Origin of the sequence: Halomonas flagellata, from assembly GCF_022487945.1 — a bacterium.
Taxonomy (GTDB): domain Bacteria; phylum Pseudomonadota; class Gammaproteobacteria; order Pseudomonadales; family Halomonadaceae; genus Halomonas; species Halomonas flagellata.
In genome coordinates this window covers 165,113-184,437 of record NZ_JAKVPY010000007.1, presented here as the reverse complement: position 1 = coordinate 184,437, position 19,325 = coordinate 165,113, and the positions used below count along the sequence as shown (strand labels likewise).

Annotated in this window: 17 protein-coding genes; 6 read left to right on the top strand and 11 right to left on the bottom strand. The window is 67.3% G+C overall.

Translation table 11 applies throughout. From position 1 onward, the window contains the following. Positions 1–293: 293 nt before the first annotated feature. Positions 294–533: a hypothetical protein gene (locus MKP05_RS08045; protein ID WP_181422069.1), complete on the bottom strand. Its 240-nt coding sequence runs from the start codon at positions 531–533 to the stop codon at positions 294–296. Positions 534–771: 238 nt separating this feature from the next. On the opposite strand from MKP05_RS08045, the gene MKP05_RS08040 reads away from it, so the two are divergent. Further along, positions 772–1,227 carry a thioesterase family protein gene (locus MKP05_RS08040; RefSeq protein ID WP_110284177.1) on the top strand — a complete coding sequence of 152 codons (456 nt, stop codon included), beginning with the start codon at positions 772–774 and terminating at the stop codon, positions 1,225–1,227. On the opposite strand, the gene MKP05_RS08035 is transcribed toward MKP05_RS08040, so the two are convergent. After that, a complete protein-coding gene (locus MKP05_RS08035) occupies positions 1,224–3,293 on the bottom strand; it encodes a prolyl oligopeptidase family serine peptidase (protein ID WP_240567830.1) in 2,070 nt (689 codons plus the stop codon). The two genes, MKP05_RS08040 and MKP05_RS08035, sit on opposite strands and share 4 nt — an antisense overlap. Before the next feature lie 327 nt (positions 3,294–3,620). Here MKP05_RS08035 and MKP05_RS08030 point away from each other — a divergent pair, with 327 nt between their 5' ends. The 5 genes from MKP05_RS08030 (at position 3,621) to MKP05_RS08010 (ending at position 8,443) form a co-directional block, all read left to right on the top strand. Next, positions 3,621–4,772 (top strand): TRAP transporter substrate-binding protein, encoded by a 1,152-nt coding sequence (locus tag MKP05_RS08030; protein ID WP_110284179.1) that lies wholly within the window; start codon positions 3,621–3,623, stop codon positions 4,770–4,772. A gap of 135 nt (positions 4,773–4,907) precedes the next feature. After that, complete coding sequence (locus MKP05_RS08025; protein ID WP_240567829.1) at positions 4,908–5,519, top strand: TRAP transporter small permease subunit; 612 nt, start codon at positions 4,908–4,910, stop codon at positions 5,517–5,519. After that, positions 5,516–6,937, top strand: a complete 1,422-nt coding sequence (locus MKP05_RS08020) for a TRAP transporter large permease (protein ID WP_240567828.1) — start codon at positions 5,516–5,518, stop codon at positions 6,935–6,937. The genes MKP05_RS08025 and MKP05_RS08020 overlap by 4 nt, the downstream gene beginning before the upstream one ends. After that, a complete protein-coding gene (locus tag MKP05_RS08015) occupies positions 6,927–8,282 on the top strand; it encodes an amidase (protein WP_240567827.1) in 1,356 nt (451 codons plus the stop codon). The genes MKP05_RS08020 and MKP05_RS08015 overlap by 11 nt, the downstream gene beginning before the upstream one ends. Next, positions 8,279–8,443, top strand: a complete 165-nt coding sequence (locus MKP05_RS08010; RefSeq protein WP_181422070.1) for a hypothetical protein — start codon at positions 8,279–8,281, stop codon at positions 8,441–8,443. Before MKP05_RS08015 ends, MKP05_RS08010 begins: the two co-directional genes overlap by 4 nt. Positions 8,444–8,566: 123 nt before the next feature. Here the strand turns inward: MKP05_RS08010 and MKP05_RS08005 are convergent, their stop codons facing one another. From MKP05_RS08005 to MKP05_RS07965, 9 genes are all read right to left on the bottom strand, one after another. Beyond that, the gene (locus MKP05_RS08005) at positions 8,567–8,971 is read right to left on the bottom strand and encodes a putative zinc-binding protein (RefSeq protein ID WP_240567826.1); all 405 of its coding nucleotides are present in this window, start codon (positions 8,969–8,971) and stop codon (positions 8,567–8,569) included. A gap of 22 nt (positions 8,972–8,993) precedes the next feature. Then, entirely contained in the window at positions 8,994–9,737 is a 744-nt protein-coding gene (locus MKP05_RS08000) for a Crp/Fnr family transcriptional regulator (protein WP_240567825.1), read from the bottom strand. Beyond that, positions 9,697–10,962: a molybdopterin molybdotransferase MoeA gene (locus MKP05_RS07995; RefSeq protein ID WP_240567824.1), complete on the bottom strand. Its 1,266-nt coding sequence runs from the start codon at positions 10,960–10,962 to the stop codon at positions 9,697–9,699. The genes MKP05_RS08000 and MKP05_RS07995 overlap by 41 nt, the downstream gene beginning before the upstream one ends. Further along, a complete protein-coding gene (gene moaB / locus MKP05_RS07990; protein ID WP_240567823.1) occupies positions 10,959–11,531 on the bottom strand; it encodes a molybdenum cofactor biosynthesis protein B in 573 nt (190 codons plus the stop codon). The genes MKP05_RS07995 and moaB overlap by 4 nt, the downstream gene beginning before the upstream one ends. A 13-nt stretch (positions 11,532–11,544) precedes the next feature. Further along, positions 11,545–12,366 carry a peptidylprolyl isomerase gene (locus MKP05_RS07985; protein ID WP_240567822.1) on the bottom strand — a complete coding sequence of 274 codons (822 nt, stop codon included), beginning with the start codon at positions 12,364–12,366 and terminating at the stop codon, positions 11,545–11,547. 176 nt (positions 12,367–12,542) lie between these two features. Next, the gene (narI, locus tag MKP05_RS07980) at positions 12,543–13,226 is read right to left on the bottom strand and encodes a respiratory nitrate reductase subunit gamma (protein ID WP_240567821.1); all 684 of its coding nucleotides are present in this window, start codon (positions 13,224–13,226) and stop codon (positions 12,543–12,545) included. Positions 13,227–13,238: 12 nt separating this feature from the next. After that, a complete protein-coding gene (narJ, locus tag MKP05_RS07975; RefSeq protein WP_240567820.1) occupies positions 13,239–14,009 on the bottom strand; it encodes a nitrate reductase molybdenum cofactor assembly chaperone in 771 nt (256 codons plus the stop codon). Further along, positions 14,002–15,558: a nitrate reductase subunit beta gene (gene narH / locus MKP05_RS07970; protein ID WP_240567819.1), complete on the bottom strand. Its 1,557-nt coding sequence runs from the start codon at positions 15,556–15,558 to the stop codon at positions 14,002–14,004. The genes narJ and narH overlap by 8 nt, the downstream gene beginning before the upstream one ends. Next, positions 15,555–19,322 (bottom strand): nitrate reductase subunit alpha, encoded by a 3,768-nt coding sequence (locus MKP05_RS07965; RefSeq protein WP_240567818.1) that lies wholly within the window; start codon positions 19,320–19,322, stop codon positions 15,555–15,557. The genes narH and MKP05_RS07965 overlap by 4 nt, the downstream gene beginning before the upstream one ends. Positions 19,323–19,325 lie beyond the last annotated feature (3 nt).

The window sequence follows — 19,325 nt, the reverse complement described above, 5'->3', positions numbered from 1 at the left end:
AGCTTGCTATCTATCGCTAGATTAAATTGCGATAGATCGTGTGTCTTCCCGGAAAATTTTGCCGAACACGTATGGATCAAATGACTTTAAGTCGAACTGGTACTTTCCAACCGACCAGTTTGCCTTTGTTCCATGGCTCACGGATTCCAGTTGTTGAGGGGTTCATGGCATGATTCGCCACAGCTGTAGAGGAAAGGGGGGACTCAGTCCATGCTTGACGTGTTTTTGATCCTGCTGGCGGTCGCAGGCGATCCGATCATCCCGAACCATACACGTACCTGTAGCTCCCAAGCCTAGATATACCTGAACCTCCCCAGCCACAAGCATATACAGCATGAACAATATGGTTTTGGTCCTCCTAAGCCCTGCACCGGGATCAGGGCGGTGGCCGGCATCACCTGGGCCATCACCATGATCAGCAGGGTGCCACCGCCGATGCCGGCCGCGGCGGAGAGCCCCGAGGTCAGCGCCGAGAGCAGCACCAAGCCCAGGTTCAGGCTAGCCGACAGCGGTGAGAGCCATTCCAGCATCATGAACGGATCACTCGATTCGTCCCTCCTCCTCTACGGCGTGACTGGCCACCTCGCTGCCGTCATCGCGGGCGATCAGCCGCGGCACCTCGCGCGGGCAGCGCGGGAAGGCGCAGCCCTTGTGACCGTTTCTCCCACACCATAGACAAGAATGCCAACGCCTCCCCGTGCAACCTTGCAGCCGACAACCCGGCACAGGGATACTCGGGCCTGGCTGGCAAGACCGGGGAGGAGACGCCGCATGCCTCTGCTTGAAACCCGTGTGGCCCCGGAGTGGGTCGACTACAACGGACACATGAACGATGCCGAATACGCCCGGGTCTTCTCCCTGGCGGTGGAGGCGCTGATGGACCGCATCGGCCTGGATGTCGGGGGCCGGGCCCGCCACGGCTATACGCTCTACACCCTGGAGACCCACCTCTGCTACCGCCGCGAGGCCCATGAGGGCCAGCCGCTGGCGGTGGATGTCATCCTGCTCGACCATGATGCCAAGCGGTTGCACGTCTACTTTGACATGCGCGATGCACAGGGAGGCCTTCTGGCCACCAGCGAGCAGATGCTGATGGGCATGAGCCAGGAGAGCGGCCGCCCCGCCGCCTTCCCCGCCCCGGTGGCCGAGGCCATCGCCGCCCTGCCCCGCGCCGACCGGGATGACTGGCCGGAGCTCGCCGGGCGGCGGATCGGGATTAGAAGCTAGCCGCCGAACAGCGTCTGCTCGAGGAAGGTGAAGGCCAGCGCCTGCATATGGGCCCGCTGGCGGTTGTCGGCCGCGCCGCCGTGGCCGCCCTCGATGTTCTCGTAGTAGAGCACCGGGTGCCCCTGTTCGCGCATGCGCGCCGTCATCTTGCGGGCGTGGCCGGGGTGGACCCGGTCGTCGCGGGTGCTGGTCATCAGCAGCAGCGGCGGGTAGTCCGCCGTGGCGTCGAGGTTGTGGTAGGGCGAATAGTCGCGCAGGAAGGCCCAGTCGTCGCCATCGGGATCGCCGTACTCGGCCATCCAGGAGGCGCCGGCGAGCAGCTCGTGGTAGCGGCGCATGTCGAGCAGCGGCACCTGGCAGACCACGGCGCCGAACAGCCGTGGATACTTCACCAGCATGTTGCCCACCAGCAGGCCACCGTTGGAGCCACCCTGGATGCCCAGGTGCCGCGGCGAGGTGATGCCGCGGGCGATCAGGTCTTCGGCCACCGCGGCGAAGTCCTCATGGGCCCGATGGCGCTTCTCCCGCAGCGCGGCCTGGTGCCAGCGCGGCCCGTACTCGCCGCCACCGCGGATATTGGCGACAACATAGACGCCGCCCCGGGAGAGCCAGCCGCGGCCGACGCCGGGGCTGTAGGACGGCAGCAGCGACACCTCGAAGCCACCGTAGCCGTAGAGCAGGGTCGGGTTGGCGCCGTTGGCCTCGATACCCTCCCTGCCCACCAGGAAGTAGGGCACCCGGGTACCGTCCCGGCTGGTGGCGAAATGCTGGCTGACGGCGAGCCCCGTGGCATCGAACAGCGCCGGCGCCTGCTTGAGTGGCTGCGGTACCTCGCCGACCCGACCGTGGTAGAGCGTGGTCGGCGTGAGGTAGTCGGTGACCACCATGAACAGCTCGTCGGACTCCTCGTCGTCCACCGCCGAGAGGCTCACCGTGCCGAGTTCGGGCGCCCCGGCCAGCGGCTCGCACGGCCACTCGCCGTCGCCGGGCGTGAGCACGTAGAGCCGGTTCCTGACGTCGTCGAGGACATTGAGCACGAGGTAGTGCCGGGTCCAGGTGGCATCCGCCAGGGAGGTCCGCTCGGTCGGCGTAAACAGCACCTGCAAGCCCCGGGCCCCCGCCATGAAGGCCTCCAGATCGGCGGCCAGCAGTGCCCCCGCCGGGTAGGTCGTGCCGTCGAGCGTCCAGGGCTCACGCAGCTCCAGGGTCAGCCAGCGCCGGTGCACCTGCTTGCGGGCCGAGTTCGGCACCTCGACCCGATGCAGGGTACCGTCGGCCTCGCGCAGGTAGAGTTCGTTATCGTAGAAGGCCCGGGCACGGCTGACGAAATCACGCTCGTACCCTCGGGTGTGGTCGCGCATGGCGCCCACCACCATGTCATCGGCTTCGCCCTCGAAGACGGTGGTGGCCTCGGCCAGCGGGGTGCCGCGCCGCCACGCCTTGACGATGCGGGGGTAGCCCGAGGCGGTCAGCGATCCCTCGCCGAAGTCGGTATAGACGTAGACGCTGTCGTGGTCGATCCAGGCGAGGCCACCCTTGGCCTCGTCGCGGAAGAACCCGTCGCCGACCCAGCGCTGCTCGACGAGATCGAACTCGCGGGTCACGTCGGCGTCGGCGCCACCCCGCGACAGCGAGATCAGGCAGTGTCGCCACGGCGCGTCCGGGTGGCGTGGCTTGAGGCAATGGGCACCATGCCAGACCCAGTTCTCGCCCTCGGCGGCATTGAGGGCATCGAGGTCGATCAGCACCTCCCAGGCGGGACGGGGCTGGCGGTACTCCGCCGGCGTGGTGCGCCGCCACAGCCCCCGCGGATGCGCCCCATCCTGCCAGAAGTTGTAGTAGTGCGCGCCACGCTTGACCACGAAGGGGATGCGGTCGTCGGCCTCGAGGATCGCCAGCAGGTCGGCCTGCAGGGCAGCGAAGCCGGGATCGGCCTCGAGGCGGGCCTGGGCCACCGCATTGTGTGTGTGCACCCATTCCAGTCCCCGCTCGCCTTCGACCTCCTCGAGCCAGCGATATGGGTCGAGCGCCTCGCTTTCCGGGCCCCGGGTGGGTTGGCTGGACATGTCGACTCTCCTTACGTTGCCCGATCGAATCACATTAGCAGAGTTGCCAATCCACGGTGCGGCGCCGTCGCGAGATGGCGACCAAGACGGGGGCGATGCACCGGAGACAAAACGGCAACGGGCACCACCCCGGCATACGACATGTAGTCATTACCCGCCGGGGGAAAGGCGGGGCTGACCCGGTCGTGGCGAGAGGGAGGGGGAACTTTTTATTACGATGTTCTTGACTATACTTCGAGGCATTGCAGGGACGTAAGTGGCCCGCCGGCCTCGCGGCGATCGGACCGCGAACGATAACGACGTTGCGTGCAATGGGAGAACACGACAATGAAAAATGCAACAGCCGCCAGCATAGACACGAAGCCGACCTCGCGCCGCCAGTTCCTCAAGGGCGGCCTGCTGGCCACCGGCGGGGTGGCAGCCAGTACCATCGGCGCCCCGGCGGTGCTGGCGCAGAGCCCGATCGTCATCAGAATGCAGACCTCGTGGCCCTCGGGCGACATCTGGATGGACTTCGCTCGCGAGTATGTCGATCGCGTCCACCGCATGTCCGGTGGCCGGCTACGGATCGACCTGCTGCCCGCGGGCGCGGTGGTCGGTGCTTTCCAGGTACTCGATGCCGTGCATGACGGCATCCTCGACGCCGCCCACACCGTGCCGGTCTACTGGTATGGCAAGCACAAGGCTGCGTCGCTGTTCGGCACCGGTCCGGTCTGGGGCGGCAACGCGACCACCATGCTGGCCTGGTTCTACCAGGGCGGTGGCAAGGAACTCTATCGCGAACTGACCCAGGATATCCTGGGGCTCGACGTCTATGGCTTCTACGGCTTCCCGATGCCGGCCCAGCCCTTCGGCTGGTTCAAGGAGCCGGTGACTACGGTCGAGGAGGTCCGGGGCCTCAAGTACCGCACCGTGGGGCTTGCCGCCGACCTCATGCAGGAGCTCGGCATGAGCGTCACCCAACTCCCGGGTGGTGAAATCGTGCCGGCGATGGAGCGCGGCGTCATCGATGCCTTCGAGTTCAACAACCCGTCCTCCGACCTGCGCTTCGGTGCCCAGGACGTGGCCAAGAATTACATCCTTTCCTCGTATCACCAGGCCAGCGAGTCGTTCGAGTTCCTGTTCAACCGGGACTTCTTCGACGACCTCGACGAGGACCTGCAGGCGATCCTGCAGTATGGCGTCGAGGCCGCATCGACCTCGAACACGGCGTTGGCGCTCGATCAGTACTCCAAGGACCTGCAGGCGCTGCAGGAGGAGCACGGTGTCACCGTACACCGCACCTCGCAGGAGATCCTCGACGCCGAGCTACAGGCTTGGGACAAGCTGATTCCTCAACTGGAAGAGGACGACTTCATGAAGCGCTGCATGGAGAGCCAGCGCGAGTGGGTCGAGCGCGTTGTCTTCTATGAGTTGATGAACGCGACCGATCTTGAGCTAGCCTACGAGCACTACTTCCCGGGCAAGCTGAAGCTCTGATGGCGTCGCCTGCACCCTTCCTCGGCCATGCGCCGGGGAAGGGCGGGATGACGCGGCATACATCAGGTTTCTCCATCCCCCGTGCGACGGTCGCCTGATCGCCGCGCGACCCGATCCGGCAGGTGCTCGCGTATCATGCTCAACGTCATTCGTTTCATCGATCGCCTCACGAGTTGGTTCGGCCGAGCCTTTGCCTGGCTGATCCTGCTGATGGCATTCGGCATGGGCTATGAGGTGGTGTCGCGCTATGTCTTCAATGCGCCCACCGCCTGGGCCTTCGACATGTCCTATATCCTCTACGGCACGCTGTTCATGGTGGGGGGCGCCTATACGCTGGCGCGCAACGCCCATGTGCGTGGCGACTTCCTCTATCGGCTGTGGCAACCGCGCACCCAGGCCAAGGTCGAGTTGGTGCTTTATTTCATCTTCTTCTACCCCGGTATCACCGCGCTGGTGGTCGCCGGCTGGAAGTATGCCGAGCGCTCCTGGCGCTATATGGAAGTGAGCACTTTCTCACCGGCGGGCGTGCCGGTATTCCATTTCAAGACCATGCTCATGGTGGCCGGGATCCTGCTGTTCATCCAGGGCATTGCCCAGGTCTGCCGCTGCATCCTCTGTATCCGCACCAATGAATGGCCGCCCAGCGTGGAGGATGTCGAGGAACTCGAGGACAAACTGATCAAGCAGGCGGCTGCCGGAGAGATCGACAAGGCCGAGAAGTTCGCACACGGGAGAGACGATACATGACCGATCCGCAGATCGCCATCATGATGCTGGGGATCTTCATCCTCATCATCTTTCTCGGCTTCCCGATCGCCTTCACCCTGATGGCGCTGGGCATCATCTTCGGCTACTACGCCTATTTCAATCCGGGCCGCATGTGGCGCGACCACGACCGCGCGCTAGAGGCTGGTGCCGGTAACTGGGAACTAGTCGAGACCTGGGTCGGCGGGTTCTTCAACAATCGGATCTTCGATCTGTTCGTCAACCAGACCTACTCGGTGATGGCGAACGAGGTGCTGACCGCGGTGCCCCTGTTCCTGTTCATGGGCTACATCGTTGAGCGTGCCAACATCGTCGACCGGCTGTTCTCGACGCTCTACATTGCCGCCAAGCGATTGCCCGGCGCCATGGCGGTGGCGGCACTGATCACCTGTGCGCTGTTCGCCACAGCTACCGGCATCGTGGGTGCGGTGGTGACGCTGATGGGCCTGCTGGCCTTTCCGGCCATGCTCAAGGCGCGCTACAACACCGGTTTCGCCTCGGGCGTGATCTGCGCCGGCGGCACGCTCGGCATCCTGATCCCGCCCTCGATCATGCTGATCGTCTATGCGGCGGCGTCGGGGGAATCGATCGTGCGGCTCTACGCCGGGGCGCTGCTTCCCGGCTTTTTGCTCGCCGGGCTCTACCTGCTCTACATCATCGGACGCTCGGTGCTGCAGCCCTCAGTGGCACCCAAGCCGACGGAAGAAGAGGCCGGCGACATCCCCACGCTGAAGTTGGTGGTGATGATCTTCACTTCCTTCGTGCCACTGGCGGTGCTGATCATGGCGGTGCTGGGGTCGATCCTGTTCGGATTGGCGACGCCCACCGAGGCGGCCTCGGCGGGTGCGCTCGGCGGGCTGATGCTGGCGGTGGCCTATCGTGCACTGACCTGGCAGCGCCTGCGCGAGGCGGTCTACCTGACCATGAAGACCACGGCCATGGTGTGCTGGTTGTTCGTCGGTTCCTGGACCTTCTCCTCGGTGTTCTCCTACCTGGGCGGCGAGCACCTGATCACCGAGTTCGTCACCGGGCTCGACATCACCCCGCTCACCTTCCTGATCCTGGCGCAGTTCATCATCTTCCTGCTGGGCTGGCCGCTGGAGTGGTCGGAGATCATCATCATCTTCGTGCCGATCTTCCTGCCGTTGCTGCCGCACTTCGGCGTCGACCCGCTGTTCTTCGGCATCCTGGTGGCGCTCAACCTGCAGACCTCGTTCCTGACGCCACCCATGGCGATGTCGGCCTATTACCTCAAGGGGATCGCACCGCCCCACGTACAACTCGTCGAGATCTTCCGCGGTTGCATGCCCTTCCTGGCCATGGTGTTCCTGGCCATGATCGTGCTGTACAACCTGCCGCAAATCGTGTTCTGGCTGCCGGAGTTGATCTATGGGCGTTAAGAAAAATTCAACGCAGGAGCTTGCCGCGCTGACGGCGTGTGAGGCGGCCCGGCGCATCGCCGAGGGGGGCTTGACCTCGGCCGAACTGGTGGCGGCTTGCCTGGAGCGCATCGCGGCGGAGGAGGAACGGATCCAGGCCTGGGAATTCATCGACCGCGACAAGGCGATGGCCGAGGCCGAGGAGCGCGACCGGCGCCGCCGGCGCGGGCTGCCACTCGGGCCCCTGAACGGGGTGCCCGTCGGGCTCAAGGACATCATCGACGTCAAGGGCATGCCGACAGCGAACGGTACCGCCATCGACGCCGGCAAGCGGCCCTCCGTGGACGCCACGGTGACCCGGCGGTTGAGGGCCGCCGGGGCGGTGATCCTCGGCAAGACGGTGACCACCGAGTTTGCCTATTACCAGCCGGGCAAGACGCGCAACCCGCACGACCCGGGACGGACGCCCGGCGGTTCGTCGAGCGGCTCGGCGGCCGCCGTGGCGGCCGGCATGGTGCCGCTGGCGCTCGGCAGTCAGACCAATGGTTCGGTGATCCGACCGGCCGCGTTCTGTGGCGTGGTCGGGTACAAGCCTTCCTTCGGCGCCATCCCGCGCAGCGGTGTGCTGACCCTGGCGCCGAGCCTCGACCAGGTCGGCGTCTTCGCGCGCACGCTCGAGGATGCGGCGCTGGCCGAACTGTTGATGGGGCCGGACGGGCAGGATGCGGACGCGCGGGAAAGCCCGGGGCCGCTCACCGCTACCGCGCTGGCCGAGCCGCCGGTGACGCCGGCGCTGGCCTTCGTCAAGACACCCTTCTGGGAGCGTGCGGATGCTTCGACACGGGATGCTTTTGGCGAGCTTGGCGAGGCGCTGGGCGAGCAGGCCGACGAGGTCGAGTTGCCCGAGGTCTTCGCCCGCGGCGCCGGCTGGCTCGGCGGCGTGATGGCGGCCGAGATGGCGCGCAATCTCGGCCACTATGTCGACCGCGCACCACAGGAGACCAGCGAGACGTTCCGCGAGTTGATCGCCGACGGGCGGTCGATGAGGGCGCCTGACTACCTGGCGGCACGCGATATGCGCCAGGTGTTGCACGACTCGCTCGGCCCCATCTTCGACCGCTTCGACGCCATCGTCACGCCGGCAGCGCCAGGCGAGGCGCCGGCGGGGCTGGAGAGCACCGGCGATGCGATATTCTGCAGCCTCTGGACCTTCTGCGGATTGCCGGCCATCAGTCTTCCGCTGATGACGGGGTCGAACGGGATGCCGCTGGGGGTGCAACTGGTCGGCCGGCACGGACAGGACGCCCGGCTGCTCAGAACCGCGCGGTGGCTGGTGCGCACGCTCTCGGGGGAGGGGGACGAATGACCGACAAGGTTCTGGCCATCGCGGCGTTGCTCGGGCTGATCGCCTTCCTCATCACGGTGCCGCTGTTCGTGCCGCATATCGACCTGATCATCTTCACCGTCCTCTGCGTGCTGCTGGCCGCCTTCGACTTCTGGCGCGAGTTGTTTCGCGGTAAACGTTGATCTCTCCCCTGAGTCTGCATGGTGCCGCTAGACTCGAACCGCCGACCCCGGCGGTGATCCGCACGCGGTTGCAGGCATCGCAGGGGGAGCGGATGGCGCGGCCGAAGCCGTCGACCTGAGACGTCATGAGGGGCGCTCCGCCGCCGGCCCGTCCATGGGCAGCCGGGCAATCAGCTCGCCGACGCCCTGGGTGACCGAGGCGATGGTGGCCTCGTCGTAGAGCCGGCCCTTGCGCTTGCGCAGGCCCTGTTCATAAAGCCTGACGTGCTCGGTGGGCGTCACCCCGGCGCTGGCCAGGCAGTGGCTGGCACAGTGCAGCTGGCAGCCGTCGATGGCCACGATGGGCCGGCCGGAGCGAGCCACGCGCACCAGGGCGGGCACGCCGCCGCCCACCCCGGCGATGCAGGACATCTCCGCCACGCCGCCGTGGTCGAGGCGCAGGGCCACCTCGTTGGCCAGCTGGGCCACGTCGGAACAGCCGGAGCAGGCATAGACCAGGGTGCGTGGCTGGTTCGCTTTGCGGGACATCTCGCCTCCCTCGTTGCGGGGTTCAGTCGTCGGCCAGCAGGGTGTCGCGCAGTTTCTGCTCGTCGAGCACCACCAGCCGCTGACGGTCGATGTTGATGGCACCGCTGTCGCGCAGCTTGCCGAGCAGGCGCGACAGGGTCTCCGGGGTCATGGCCAGCTGGGCGGCCAGCCAGCGCTTGGGAATGGTCAACCGCACCACCCGCGGTCCCTTGGCGCGGCTGCCGGGCAACTGGCGCAGGATGTAGCTGACCAGCCGCGCCATGGCATCGGCCTGGGTCAGCAACGCCATGTCCTCCAGGCGTTCGGTGAGCTCCAGGGCCAGGCGGCTCATGAACTCCGCCCGGCAAGCCGGACGGTTGTCCATCAGCGCACGGCAGCGGGGGGCGGGAATCGCCAGCACGTGGGTGCGGCGCAGTGCCTCGGTGGAATAGAGGTAGACGCCCTCGCTGGACACCATGCTCAGCTGGCCCAGGGGCCCGCCACGCTCCACGCAGCGGATGGTCGCCTGGCGGCCGTCGATGGTGTCGCGCACCAGCCTGACCACCCCGCTGATGACGATGTAGAGCCAGTGCGCCGGGGCGTCCTGGCGGAACAGCCACTCGCGGGTCTTGAGGGTGCGCACCTCGGTGTCTTCCAGCAGGGCGTCGACCTCGTCGTCGTCGAGCGTGGAGAGCCAGGGCACCCCACGCACCAGGTCACGCAGCTGCCGGGGCCGGAACAGCAGCTCAGCCGAGGAACTGGGTGCCGGGGCAGTATCCGTAGACATGGCCTTCCTCCACATGGGTATTGGCATCGATCATCAGGTAGCCGTTCGCCTGGCTGGCGGCGCCGAGCATATGGGAGCCCTGGCCTCCCGCGAGGGTCGCGACGGGGGCGCCGCCGGTCCAGTCCAGCACCACCCGCAACAGTTCGCGGCGTCCGCGCGGGCCACGCCGCGAGAAACCGGCCGCCACCGGGTAGTGCTGCAGCGGTGCCGGGGGACGGCCCTGGCGACCGTGCACGAAGGGCAGGGCCAGCAACTGCCAGCCGACCAGCGAGGCCACCGGGTTGCCGGGCAGGCCGATCAGCGGCGTGCCACTCGCGGCACCGGCGCCGAGCCAGCCGAAGACGAAGGGCTTGCCGGGCTTGATGGCCACGCCGTGGAAGGCGATGCCACCCAGGCGCTCGACCACCGGGCGCACATGATCCTCCTCGCCCACCGAGACCCCGCCGGTGCAGATCACCAGGTCGGCGCTGTCCCGCGCGACGATCAACGCCTCCTGCACGGCCGAGGCCGTGTCGTCGACGATGCCCAGGTCGAGTACCCGGCACTGCTGCTGTGCCAGCAGGGCACGCAGCATGGCGGCGTTGCTGTTGTAGACCTGGCCCGGCACCCGGGGCGAACCCGGCTCGATCAGCTCGTCGCCGGTGGAGATCAGCGCCACCGTCAGGCGCGGGCGCACCACCACCTCGGCGATGCCGTGGCTGGCCAGCAGGGCGATGGCCGCCGGGGTCAGGCGCGTGCCGGCGGCCAGCACCCGCTCGCCGGCACGGGCCTCCTCGCCACGGCGGCGGATATTGGCAGCGGCCGACACCTCCCCCTCGACATGCACGTGCCCTTGGGCATCGATCCGGGTGCGCTCCTGGGGCACCACGGCATCGGCGCCCAGCGGGACCGGCGCCCCGGTGAAGATCCGCGCGCAGCCGCCTCGCGGCAGGTGCAGCACCCCGGCACCGGCGGGCACCCGCTGTGCCACCGTCAGGCCACGGCCCTTCGCCTTGGCGTCCTCGAGATCGGCCAGGCGCAGGGCGTAGCCGTCCATGGCGCTGTTGTCGACGCCCGGCAGGTCGAGATCGCCCAGGGCGTCCCCGGCCAGCACCCGCCCGGCCGCCTCGTCCAGCGCCAGGCGCTCCCGGCCGGCCACCGGCACCGCCGCGTCGATCATCCGGGCACGGGCATCGAAGAGATCGAGCAGGCCCGGGGTGACGACCTCCGCACAGCCGCAGTTCATGTCGTCGCTCCGGCCGGGCCGGCCGACTGGCGGCTCGCGCAAGGCTCGGCCTCGGGCAGCACCATGGCGACGAAGTTGCACGGCCGGGTGCGGGCGTCGAGCTGGGCTTTGATGATGCCGTCCCAGGCCGTGGCGCAGGCCTTCGGCGAGCCCGGCATGGCGAAGATCAGGGTGCGGTTGGCCACCCCGGCCACGGCCCGGGACTGGATTGTCGAGCTGCCGATGGTCGCGAGGGAGAGCTGGCGGAACAGTTCGCCGTAGCCGTCGATGGCCTTGTCGAAAAGCGGCGTCAGGGCCTCGGGCGTGGTATCGCGGGGCGTGAAACCGGTGCCGCCGTTGACCAGGATCGCCTGGATGTCGTCGCGCATCACCCAGGCGGAGACCTCCGCGCGGATGCGGTAGACGTCATCGGGCACGATGCGCCGTTCGACCAGGCCGTGGCCGGCCTCGGTCAGGCGCGCGCTCAGCAGGTCGCCGCTGCCGTCCGCGTCGAAGCCGCGGGTATCGGAAACGGTCAGCACCGCCATGCCCAGCGGCTCGAAGGGGGCATCGGCATGCACATGGGCCATCGGGAATCCTCCGTCACTGCATCAATGAGCGGCCGGCATCGTCGTCCAGGGTGACCCCCTCGACGCCGATCTCGGCCTCCAGCGCCAGCAGGTAGTGGCGCAGGGCACGGCGGGTGGCCTGTTCGCGCAGGCTGTGACGGACATGCTCGGCGACCCGCTCGTAGGACAGCTCGCGCCCCTCGACGCGCTCGTCGATGCTGACCAGGTGCCAACCGTAGCGCGAGGCCAGCGGCCGTTCATGGAGTCCCTCTGGCAGGTGCTGCAGGGCGCGGTCGAGCTCGGCCACGGTCTGTCCCGGGGCCAGCCAGCCCAGCTCGCCACCCTGCTCCTTCGATGGGCACGCGGAGTGACGCTGGGCGAACTCAGTGAAGCGCTCGGGCACTGCCTGCAGCTCGCGGATCAGCGTCTCGCCCAGGCGATAGCCGGCATCGCGGGCCTCGGCATCGTCCGGGGCCGCGGCCAGCAGCACGTGGCGTACCCGCAGGCGAGTGGGCTCGCTGAAGCGCTCGGGATGGGCGGCGTGGAAGCGCCGGCAATCCGCCTCGGCGGGGTCCGGCACGTCCAGCTCCTGCTCCAGCAACTCGGCGATGGCGGCATCGGCCTCGTCGAGTTCGCCATTGGCCGCATCACTCAGGCCCAGGGCCGCGGCGCGCTGGCGCAGCAGTTCGCGCACCACCAGGGCACGGGCCGCCTTGAGCTGGGCACTGCCGGCGCTGTCGGCCGGGTGGTACTGCATCTCCTGGGCGATGGCGGCCTCCTCGATGGTGGCCTCGCCGACCCGGATGGGCGGGGGGCTGGCGCCCCCCGGGATCTGCTCGATATCGATCTTTTGCATGGCTAAATCCTTGGAGCTCTTCTCAACGGTCCGGTAGGAGGGGGCTTTTCCGGCGGCAGGGCTGCGAGGAGGCGCTGTGAACCCCTCCCTGGGCGCTACATTTGCCATCCATGGCAAATGACCTCCTCTTCGCCCTGCCCCCGGCGCCCCTGCCGGAGGTGTGGGCAAGGCCTGTCTCAGCCCCGCTTGCGGACCAGCTGGTAGCGGCGCGTCACATAGCCGAAGGGCACGCTCCAGACATGGACCAGGCGCGAGAACGGGAACAGCAGGATGATGGTCAGCCCGAGGAAGACGTGGAGCTTGTAGATCCAGGAGACCTCGGTCATGTAGTCCGCCGCACCACCGCCGAAGAAGACGATGGCCTGGGCCCAGGCGGCCAGGGTGAGCATCATCTCGCCGTCCAGGTGGCCCAGCGAGAAGTACACGCTGATCACGCCCAGCGCCGCCTGGAAGACGATCAGCCCGAGGATGACGTTGTCCATGACGCTCGACGAGGCCTTGACCCGCGGGTTGGTCAGGCGGCGGTAGAGCAGCATGGCGCCGCCCACCAGGCACATCACCCCGGCGATGCCACCGATGACGATAGCCAGCATCTGCTTGGCAGCCGCCGACAGGAAGGGCGCATAGGCCCAGTGGGGGGTCAGCATGCCGAACAGGTGGCCGAAGAAGATCACCAGGATGCCGATATGGAAGAGGTTGCTGGCCAGGCGCATGTTCTTCGACGAGAGCATCTGGCTGGAGCCGGTCTTCCAGGTGTACTGGCCATGGTCGTAGCGCAGCAGGCTGCCGACCAGGAACACCGTACCGGCCAGATACGGATAGTAGCCGTAGATCAGGTGTTGCAGGTATTCGGAAAACATGGCGATTCTCCTTCAGCTGGCAGCCGGGCCGGTGCCAGGCATGATACGTACGGGGTCACTGGGCACCTCACGCTTGCGCTCGGCGAGGCGGCGTCCCTCGGCGGACTGCAGGGCGCAGTCCTGGTCGGACTCGGCGGAGAAACGCACCGCCTCCTCCTCCCAGACCTCGTCCAGCGCCTCGGGGGTGTCGTCGCGGGGCTCCTCGACGACCCGCTCGCGGTGGGCGTCGACGTCGGCCTCGGCACCGATCAGCGCCAGCAGCGCCAGGGGCACCAGGGCGTGGTCGGCGTCGCGCTCCTCCAGCCGAGCGGCGAGCAGCGCCAGGATGTGGCGGATCTCGCCCAGCCAGCGGCCGATGTCGGCCTCCGGTCGGGTGGAGAGGTACTCCAGGAACAGCGGCAGGTAGTCCGGCAGCTCACGGGCGTCGAGCTCGAAGCCCGCGGCGCTGTACTCGGCCAGCAGGTCGACCATGGCTTGGCCGCGGTCGCGGGACTCGCCGTGGACGTGTTCGAAGAGCAGCAGCGAGGTGCTGCGCCCGCGATCGAACAGCGCCACGTACTCGGCCTGCAGGTCCATCAGGTCGGCATCCAGCAGTCGCTGGCACCAGTCCATCAGGGCGGTGCGCAGCATCGCCGGCAGCCGGAGCTCGGCATCGGTGATCTCGATCATCTCCGGCGCCGCGGCCTGCAGCGCCTCGGTGGGGTAGTCGAGCAACCGGGCCAGCACGCGCAGGCTCAGCATGTCCGGCTCCGTCGCGGGGTATTGCATCGCGGCCTCAGCCATGACGGACCTCCTCGGCTTGCGGGTCATAGGTTTCCACCGGCTTGACCAGGGTGGTGGTCGTCTTGCGACCACCGAACAGGCTCTCGCCGCTCTCGCCGTGGCAGCCGTCGCCGAAGCTGAAGCCGCACCCGCCGCGCTCCGGGAAGGCCTCGGTGGCCATCTCGCGGTGGCTGGTGGGGATCACGAAGCGGTCCTCGTAGTTGGCGATCGCCAGGTAGCGGTACATGTCCTCCACCTGGGCCTCGGTCAGGCCGACGCTCTCCAGCACTTCGGTCTCGGCCTGGCCTTCCACGTGCTTGCCGCGCATGTAGAGGCGCATGGCCATCAACCGCTTGAGCGCCAGCACCACGGGCGCCTCCTCACCGGCGGTGAGCATGTTGGCCAGGTACTTCACCGGGATGCGCAGCGACTCGATCCTGGGCATCACGCCGTCGAACTCGACCTTGCCCGCCTCGGCGGCGGACTGGATCGGCGACAGCGGCGGCACGTACCAGACCATCGGCAGGGTGCGGTACTCCGGGTGCAGCGGCAGCGCCAGGCCCCAGTCCATGGCCAGCTTGTAGACCGGCGAGGCCTGGGCGGCGGCGATCACGTTGTCGGTGATGCCGTCCTTCCTGGCCTGGGCGATCACTTCCGGGTCGTTGGGGTCGAGGAATATCTCGCACTGGCGATGGTAGAGGTCGCGCTCGTCCGCCGAGCTGGCCACCTCCTCGATGCGGTCGGCATCGTAGAGCAGCACGCCGAGGTAGCGGATGCGCCCCACGCAGGTCTCGGAGCAGACGGTCGGCTGGCCGGCCTCGATGCGCGGGTAGCAGAAGATGCACTTCTCCGACTTGCCGGTCTTCCAGTTGTAGTAGATCTTCTTGTAGGGGCAGCCGGAGATACACATCCGCCAGCCGCGACACTTGTCCTGGTCGATCAGGACGATGCCGTCCTCTTCGCGCTTGTAGATCGCCCCGCTCGGGCACGACGCCACGCAGGTGGGGTTGAGGCAGTGCTCGCACAGGCGCGGCAGGTACATCATGAAGGTGTTCTCGAACTGGCCGTAGATGTCGGCCTGGATCTGCTCGAAGTTCGCGTCCTTGCGCCGCTTGGCGAACTCGGTGCCGAGGATCTCCTCCCAGTTCGGGCCCCACTCGATCTTGTTCATGCGCGCCCCGGAGATCAGCGAACGCGGCCGCGCGGTGGGCTGGTGGTCGCTCTGCTTGGCGGTGTGCAGATGCTGGTAGTCGAAGGTGAACGGCTCGTAGTAGTCGTCGATCTCCGGCAGGTCGGGGTTGGCGAAGATGTTCGCCAGCACCCGCCACTTGCCGCCGATGCGCGGCTCGATCTTGCCGTCCTTGCGACGCAGCCAGCCCCCCTTCCACTTGTGCTGGTTCTCCCACTCCTTGGGATAGCCGATACCGGGCTTGGTCTCGACGTTGTTGAACCAGGCGTACTCCACGCCCTCGCGGCTGGTCCAGACGTTCTTGCAGGTCACCGAGCAGGTGTGGCAGCCGATGCACTTGTCGAGGTTGAGGACCATGCCTACCTGGGAACGAATCTTCATTTCACGGCCTCCTGCACGGTGTCATTGCCTTCGCCATCCAGCCAGTCGATCTTCTTCATCTTGCGTACGATGACGAATTCGTCGCGGTTGGAGCCGACGGTGCCGTAGTAGTTGAAGCTGTAGGACAGCTGCGCGTAGCCCCCGATCATGTGGGTCGGCTTGGGGCATACCCGGGTCACCGAGTTGTGGATGCCGCCGCGGGTGCCGGTGATCTCGGAGCCCGGCATGTTCAGGATCCGCTCCTGGGCGTGGTACATCATCGCCATGCCGTTCTTGACCCGCTGGCTGACCACCGCCCGGGCGGCGATGGCGCCATTGGCGTTGTAGAGCTCGATCCAGTCGTTGTCCTCGACGCCGATGGCCCTGGCGTCATCCTCGGACATCCAGACGATGGGACCGCCCCGCGACAGGGTCTGCATCAGCAGGTTGTCGCTGTAGGTGGAGTGGATGCCCCACTTCTGGTGCGGGGTGATCCAGTTCAGGGCGATCTCCGGGTTGCCGTTGCCCTTCGTCTCGGCCAGGCTGATCGCCGCCTTGGTATCGATGGGCGGACGATAGACCAGCAGGCTCTCGCCGAAGGCACGCATCCAGGGGTGATCCTGGTAGAACTGCTGGCGGCCGCTGACGGTGCGCCACGGGATCAGCTCGTGGACGTTGGTGTAGCCGGCGTTGTAGGAGACATGCTCGTCCTCGAGGCCGGACCAGGTCGGGCTGGAGATGATCTTGCGCGGCTGGGCAACGATGTCGCGGAAGCGGATCTTCTCCTCCTCCTTGGGATGCGCCAGGTGGGTATGGTCGCGCCCGGTGATCTTCGACAGCGCGCCCCAGGCCTTCACCGCCACCTGGCCGTTGGTCTCCGGCGCCAGGGCCAGGATCATCTCGGCGGCGTCGATGGCGGACTCGATCCGCGGCCGACCCTGGTGCGGCCCGTCCAGCTTGCGGTGGTTGAGCTTGCCGAGCAGGTCCACCTCCTTCTCGGTGTTCCAGCTGATGCCCTTGCCGCCGTTGCCGATGCTCTCCAGCAGCGGGCCCACGGAGGTGAAGCGCTCATAGGTCTCGGGGTAGTTGCGCTTGACCTCGATCAGCGCCGGCATGGTCTTGCCGGGGATCGGCTCGCACTCGCCGCGCTTCCAGTCCTTGACCTCGACCTGGGCCAGCTCGGCGGGGGAATCGTGCTGATGCGGCAGGGTGACCAGGTCGGTCTCCTCGCCCAGGTGCCCCACGCAGGCCTTGGAGAACGCCTTGGCGATGCCCTTGTAGATGTCCCAGTCGCTGCGCGACTCCCAGGCCGGGTCCGTCGCCGCGGTCAGCGGGTGGATGAAGGGGTGCATGTCGGAGGTGTTGAGGTCGTCCTTCTCGTACCAGGTCGCCGTGGGCAGCACGATGTCCGAGTAGAGGCAGGTGGTGGACATGCGGAAGTCCAGGGTCACCAGCAGGTCGAGCTTGCCTTCCGGCGCCTCGTCGTGCCACTTGACCTCTTCGGGCTTCTGGCCGCCGACCTCGCCCAGGTCCTTGCCCTGGATGCCGTGGCGGGTCCCCAGCAGGTACTTGAGCATGTACTCGTGGCCCTTGCCGGAACTGCCCAGCAGGTTGGAACGCCAGATGAACATGTTGCGCGGGAAGTTCCGGGGGTCGTCCGGGTCCTCCGCGGCGAAGGCGAGCTTGCCACGCTTCAACTGCTCCACGGCGTAGTCGGCGGTGGACAGGCCGGCCGCCTTGGCGTCCCTGGCCAGGCTCAGGGGGTTGACGCCCAGCTGCGGGGCCGAGGGCAGCCAGCCCATGCGCTCGGAGCGCACGTTGAAGTCGATCAGGCTGCCGGGGTAGTCCTCGACCCTGGCCAGCGGCGAGAGGATCTCCTTGATCTGGAGCTTCTCGTAGCGCCACTGGGAGGAGTGGTTGTAGAAGAAGGAGGTGGAGTTCATGTGCCGCGGCGGGCGCTGCCAGTCGAGGCCGAAGGCCAGCGGGGTCCAGCCGGTCTGCGGGCGCAGCTTCTCCTGGCCCACGTAGTGGGACCAGCCGCCGCCGCTCTGGCCGATGCAGCCGCACATGACCAGCATGTTGATCAGGCCACGGTAGTTCATGTCCATGTGGTACCAGTGGTTCATGCCGGCACCGACGATGATCATGCTGCGCCCCCGGGTCTTGTCGGCGTTGTCGGCGAACTCACGGGCGATACGGGTGGCCTGCTCGGCCGGCACGCCGGTGATCTTCTCCTGCCAGGCCGGGGTATAGGGCCTGACCTGGTCGTAGGAGGTGGCGCCGTCGTCCTCTCCGAAGCCGCGGTCGATGCCGTAGTTGGCGCACATCAGGTCGAAGACGGTGGTGGTCAGCACCTCGCTGCCGTCGGCCTTCTTGAGACGCTTGACCGGCAGGCTGTGGAACAGCAGGTCGTCGCTGGCCCCCTCGCTCTTCACATGGTCGAAGTGCTCGTGGGCGATGCCGCCGAAGTAGGGGAAGGCGACCTTGGCCACCTCGTCGTGGTGGTCGGCAAGCGTCAGCAGCGGCTTGATCTCGGTGCCCTCGGCATCGAGCGACTCGAGGTTCCACTTGCCCACCTCATCACCGGTCTCGCCCCAGCGGAAGCCGATGGAACCGCGCGGCACGACGAGTTGATCGCGGGTCTCGTCCCAGGCCACGGTCTTCCACTCCGGGTTGTTGTCCTGGCCCAGGCTCGCCTCGAAGTCGCTGGCGCGCATCTGGCGGCCCGGCGCGTAGCTGCCATCCTCGCGGGCCTCGAGCTCGACCAGGAAGGGCATGTCGCTGTAGCGCCGCACGTAGTCGGTGAAGTAGGCACTGGGCCGCTCGAGGTGGAACTCCTTGAGGATGACGTGGCCCATGGCCATGGCCAGCGCCGCGTCGGTGCCCTGCTTGGCGGAGAGCCACTCGTCGGTGAGCTTGGAGACCTCGGCGTAGTCCGGGGTGATGGAGACGGTCTTGGTGCCCTTGTAGCGCACCTCGGTGAAGAAGTGGGCATCCGGCGTGCGGGTCTGGGGCACGTTGGACCCCCAGGCGATGATGTAGCCGGAGTTGTACCAGTCGGCGGACTCGGGCACGTCGGTCTGCTCGCCCCAGGTCATGGGCGAGGCCGGCGGCAGGTCGCAGTACCAGTCGTAGAAGCTCATGCAGACGCCGCCGATCAGTGACAGGTAGCGGCTGCCCGCGGCGTAGCTGACCATGGACATGGCGGGAATCGGCGAGAAGCCGATGATGCGGTCCGGGCCGTACTGCTTGGCGGTGTAGACGTTCGACGCCGCGATCAGCTCGTTGAGCTCATCCCAGTCGGCGCGCACGAAGCCGCCCATGCCGCGGGCCCGCTTGTACTGCTTGGTCCGGGCCGGGTCCTCGACGATGGAGGCCCAGGCGTCGACGGGGTCGCCCTTCTCGGCGACGGCCTCGCGCCACAGCTTGAGCAAGGGCTTGCGGATCAGCGGGTACTTGAGGCGGTTGGCGCTGTACAGGTACCAGGAGTAGCTGGCGCCGCGCGGGCAGCCCCGCGGCTCGTGGTTGGGCAGGTCCGGCCGGGTGCGCGGGTAGTCGGTCTGCTGGGTCTCCCAGGTGACAAGGCCGTTCTTGACGTAGATCTTCCAGCTGCACGAACCGGTGCAGTTGACGCCATGGGTGCTGCGCACGATCTTGTCGTGCTGCCAGCGCTGCCGGTAGCCGTCCTCCCAGCCGCGGGACTCCTCGCGCAGCTCGCCGTGGTCGTTGGCGAAGGGCTCGCGAGTCTTGCGGAAGAAGTTCAGCCGATCAATGAAGTGACTCATGGT

What these genes read in the sequence shown, in the direction of transcription:
- MKP05_RS08045 (WP_181422069.1), bottom strand. Translation starts at nt 533, where the DNA reads ATGATGCTGGAATGGCTCTCACCGCTGTCGGCTAGCCTGAACCTGGGC.
- MKP05_RS08040 (WP_110284177.1), top strand. Translation starts at nt 772, where the DNA reads ATGCCTCTGCTTGAAACCCGTGTGGCCCCGGAGTGGGTCGACTACAAC.
- MKP05_RS08035 (WP_240567830.1), bottom strand. Translation starts at nt 3,293, where the DNA reads ATGTCCAGCCAACCCACCCGGGGCCCGGAAAGCGAGGCGCTCGACCCA.
- MKP05_RS08030 (WP_110284179.1), top strand. Translation starts at nt 3,621, where the DNA reads ATGAAAAATGCAACAGCCGCCAGCATAGACACGAAGCCGACCTCGCGC.
- MKP05_RS08025 (WP_240567829.1), top strand. Translation starts at nt 4,908, where the DNA reads ATGCTCAACGTCATTCGTTTCATCGATCGCCTCACGAGTTGGTTCGGC.
- MKP05_RS08020 (WP_240567828.1), top strand. Translation starts at nt 5,516, where the DNA reads ATGACCGATCCGCAGATCGCCATCATGATGCTGGGGATCTTCATCCTC.
- MKP05_RS08015 (WP_240567827.1), top strand. Translation starts at nt 6,927, where the DNA reads ATGGGCGTTAAGAAAAATTCAACGCAGGAGCTTGCCGCGCTGACGGCG.
- MKP05_RS08010 (WP_181422070.1), top strand. Translation starts at nt 8,279, where the DNA reads ATGACCGACAAGGTTCTGGCCATCGCGGCGTTGCTCGGGCTGATCGCC.
- MKP05_RS08005 (WP_240567826.1), bottom strand. Translation starts at nt 8,971, where the DNA reads ATGTCCCGCAAAGCGAACCAGCCACGCACCCTGGTCTATGCCTGCTCC.
- MKP05_RS08000 (WP_240567825.1), bottom strand. Translation starts at nt 9,737, where the DNA reads ATGTCTACGGATACTGCCCCGGCACCCAGTTCCTCGGCTGAGCTGCTG.
- MKP05_RS07995 (WP_240567824.1), bottom strand. Translation starts at nt 10,962, where the DNA reads ATGAACTGCGGCTGTGCGGAGGTCGTCACCCCGGGCCTGCTCGATCTC.
- moaB (WP_240567823.1), bottom strand. Translation starts at nt 11,531, where the DNA reads ATGGCCCATGTGCATGCCGATGCCCCCTTCGAGCCGCTGGGCATGGCG.
- MKP05_RS07985 (WP_240567822.1), bottom strand. Translation starts at nt 12,366, where the DNA reads ATGCAAAAGATCGATATCGAGCAGATCCCGGGGGGCGCCAGCCCCCCG.
- narI (WP_240567821.1), bottom strand. Translation starts at nt 13,226, where the DNA reads ATGTTTTCCGAATACCTGCAACACCTGATCTACGGCTACTATCCGTAT.
- narJ (WP_240567820.1), bottom strand. Translation starts at nt 14,009, where the DNA reads ATGGCTGAGGCCGCGATGCAATACCCCGCGACGGAGCCGGACATGCTG.
- narH (WP_240567819.1), bottom strand. Translation starts at nt 15,558, where the DNA reads ATGAAGATTCGTTCCCAGGTAGGCATGGTCCTCAACCTCGACAAGTGC.
- MKP05_RS07965 (WP_240567818.1), bottom strand. Translation starts at nt 19,322, where the DNA reads ATGAGTCACTTCATTGATCGGCTGAACTTCTTCCGCAAGACTCGCGAG.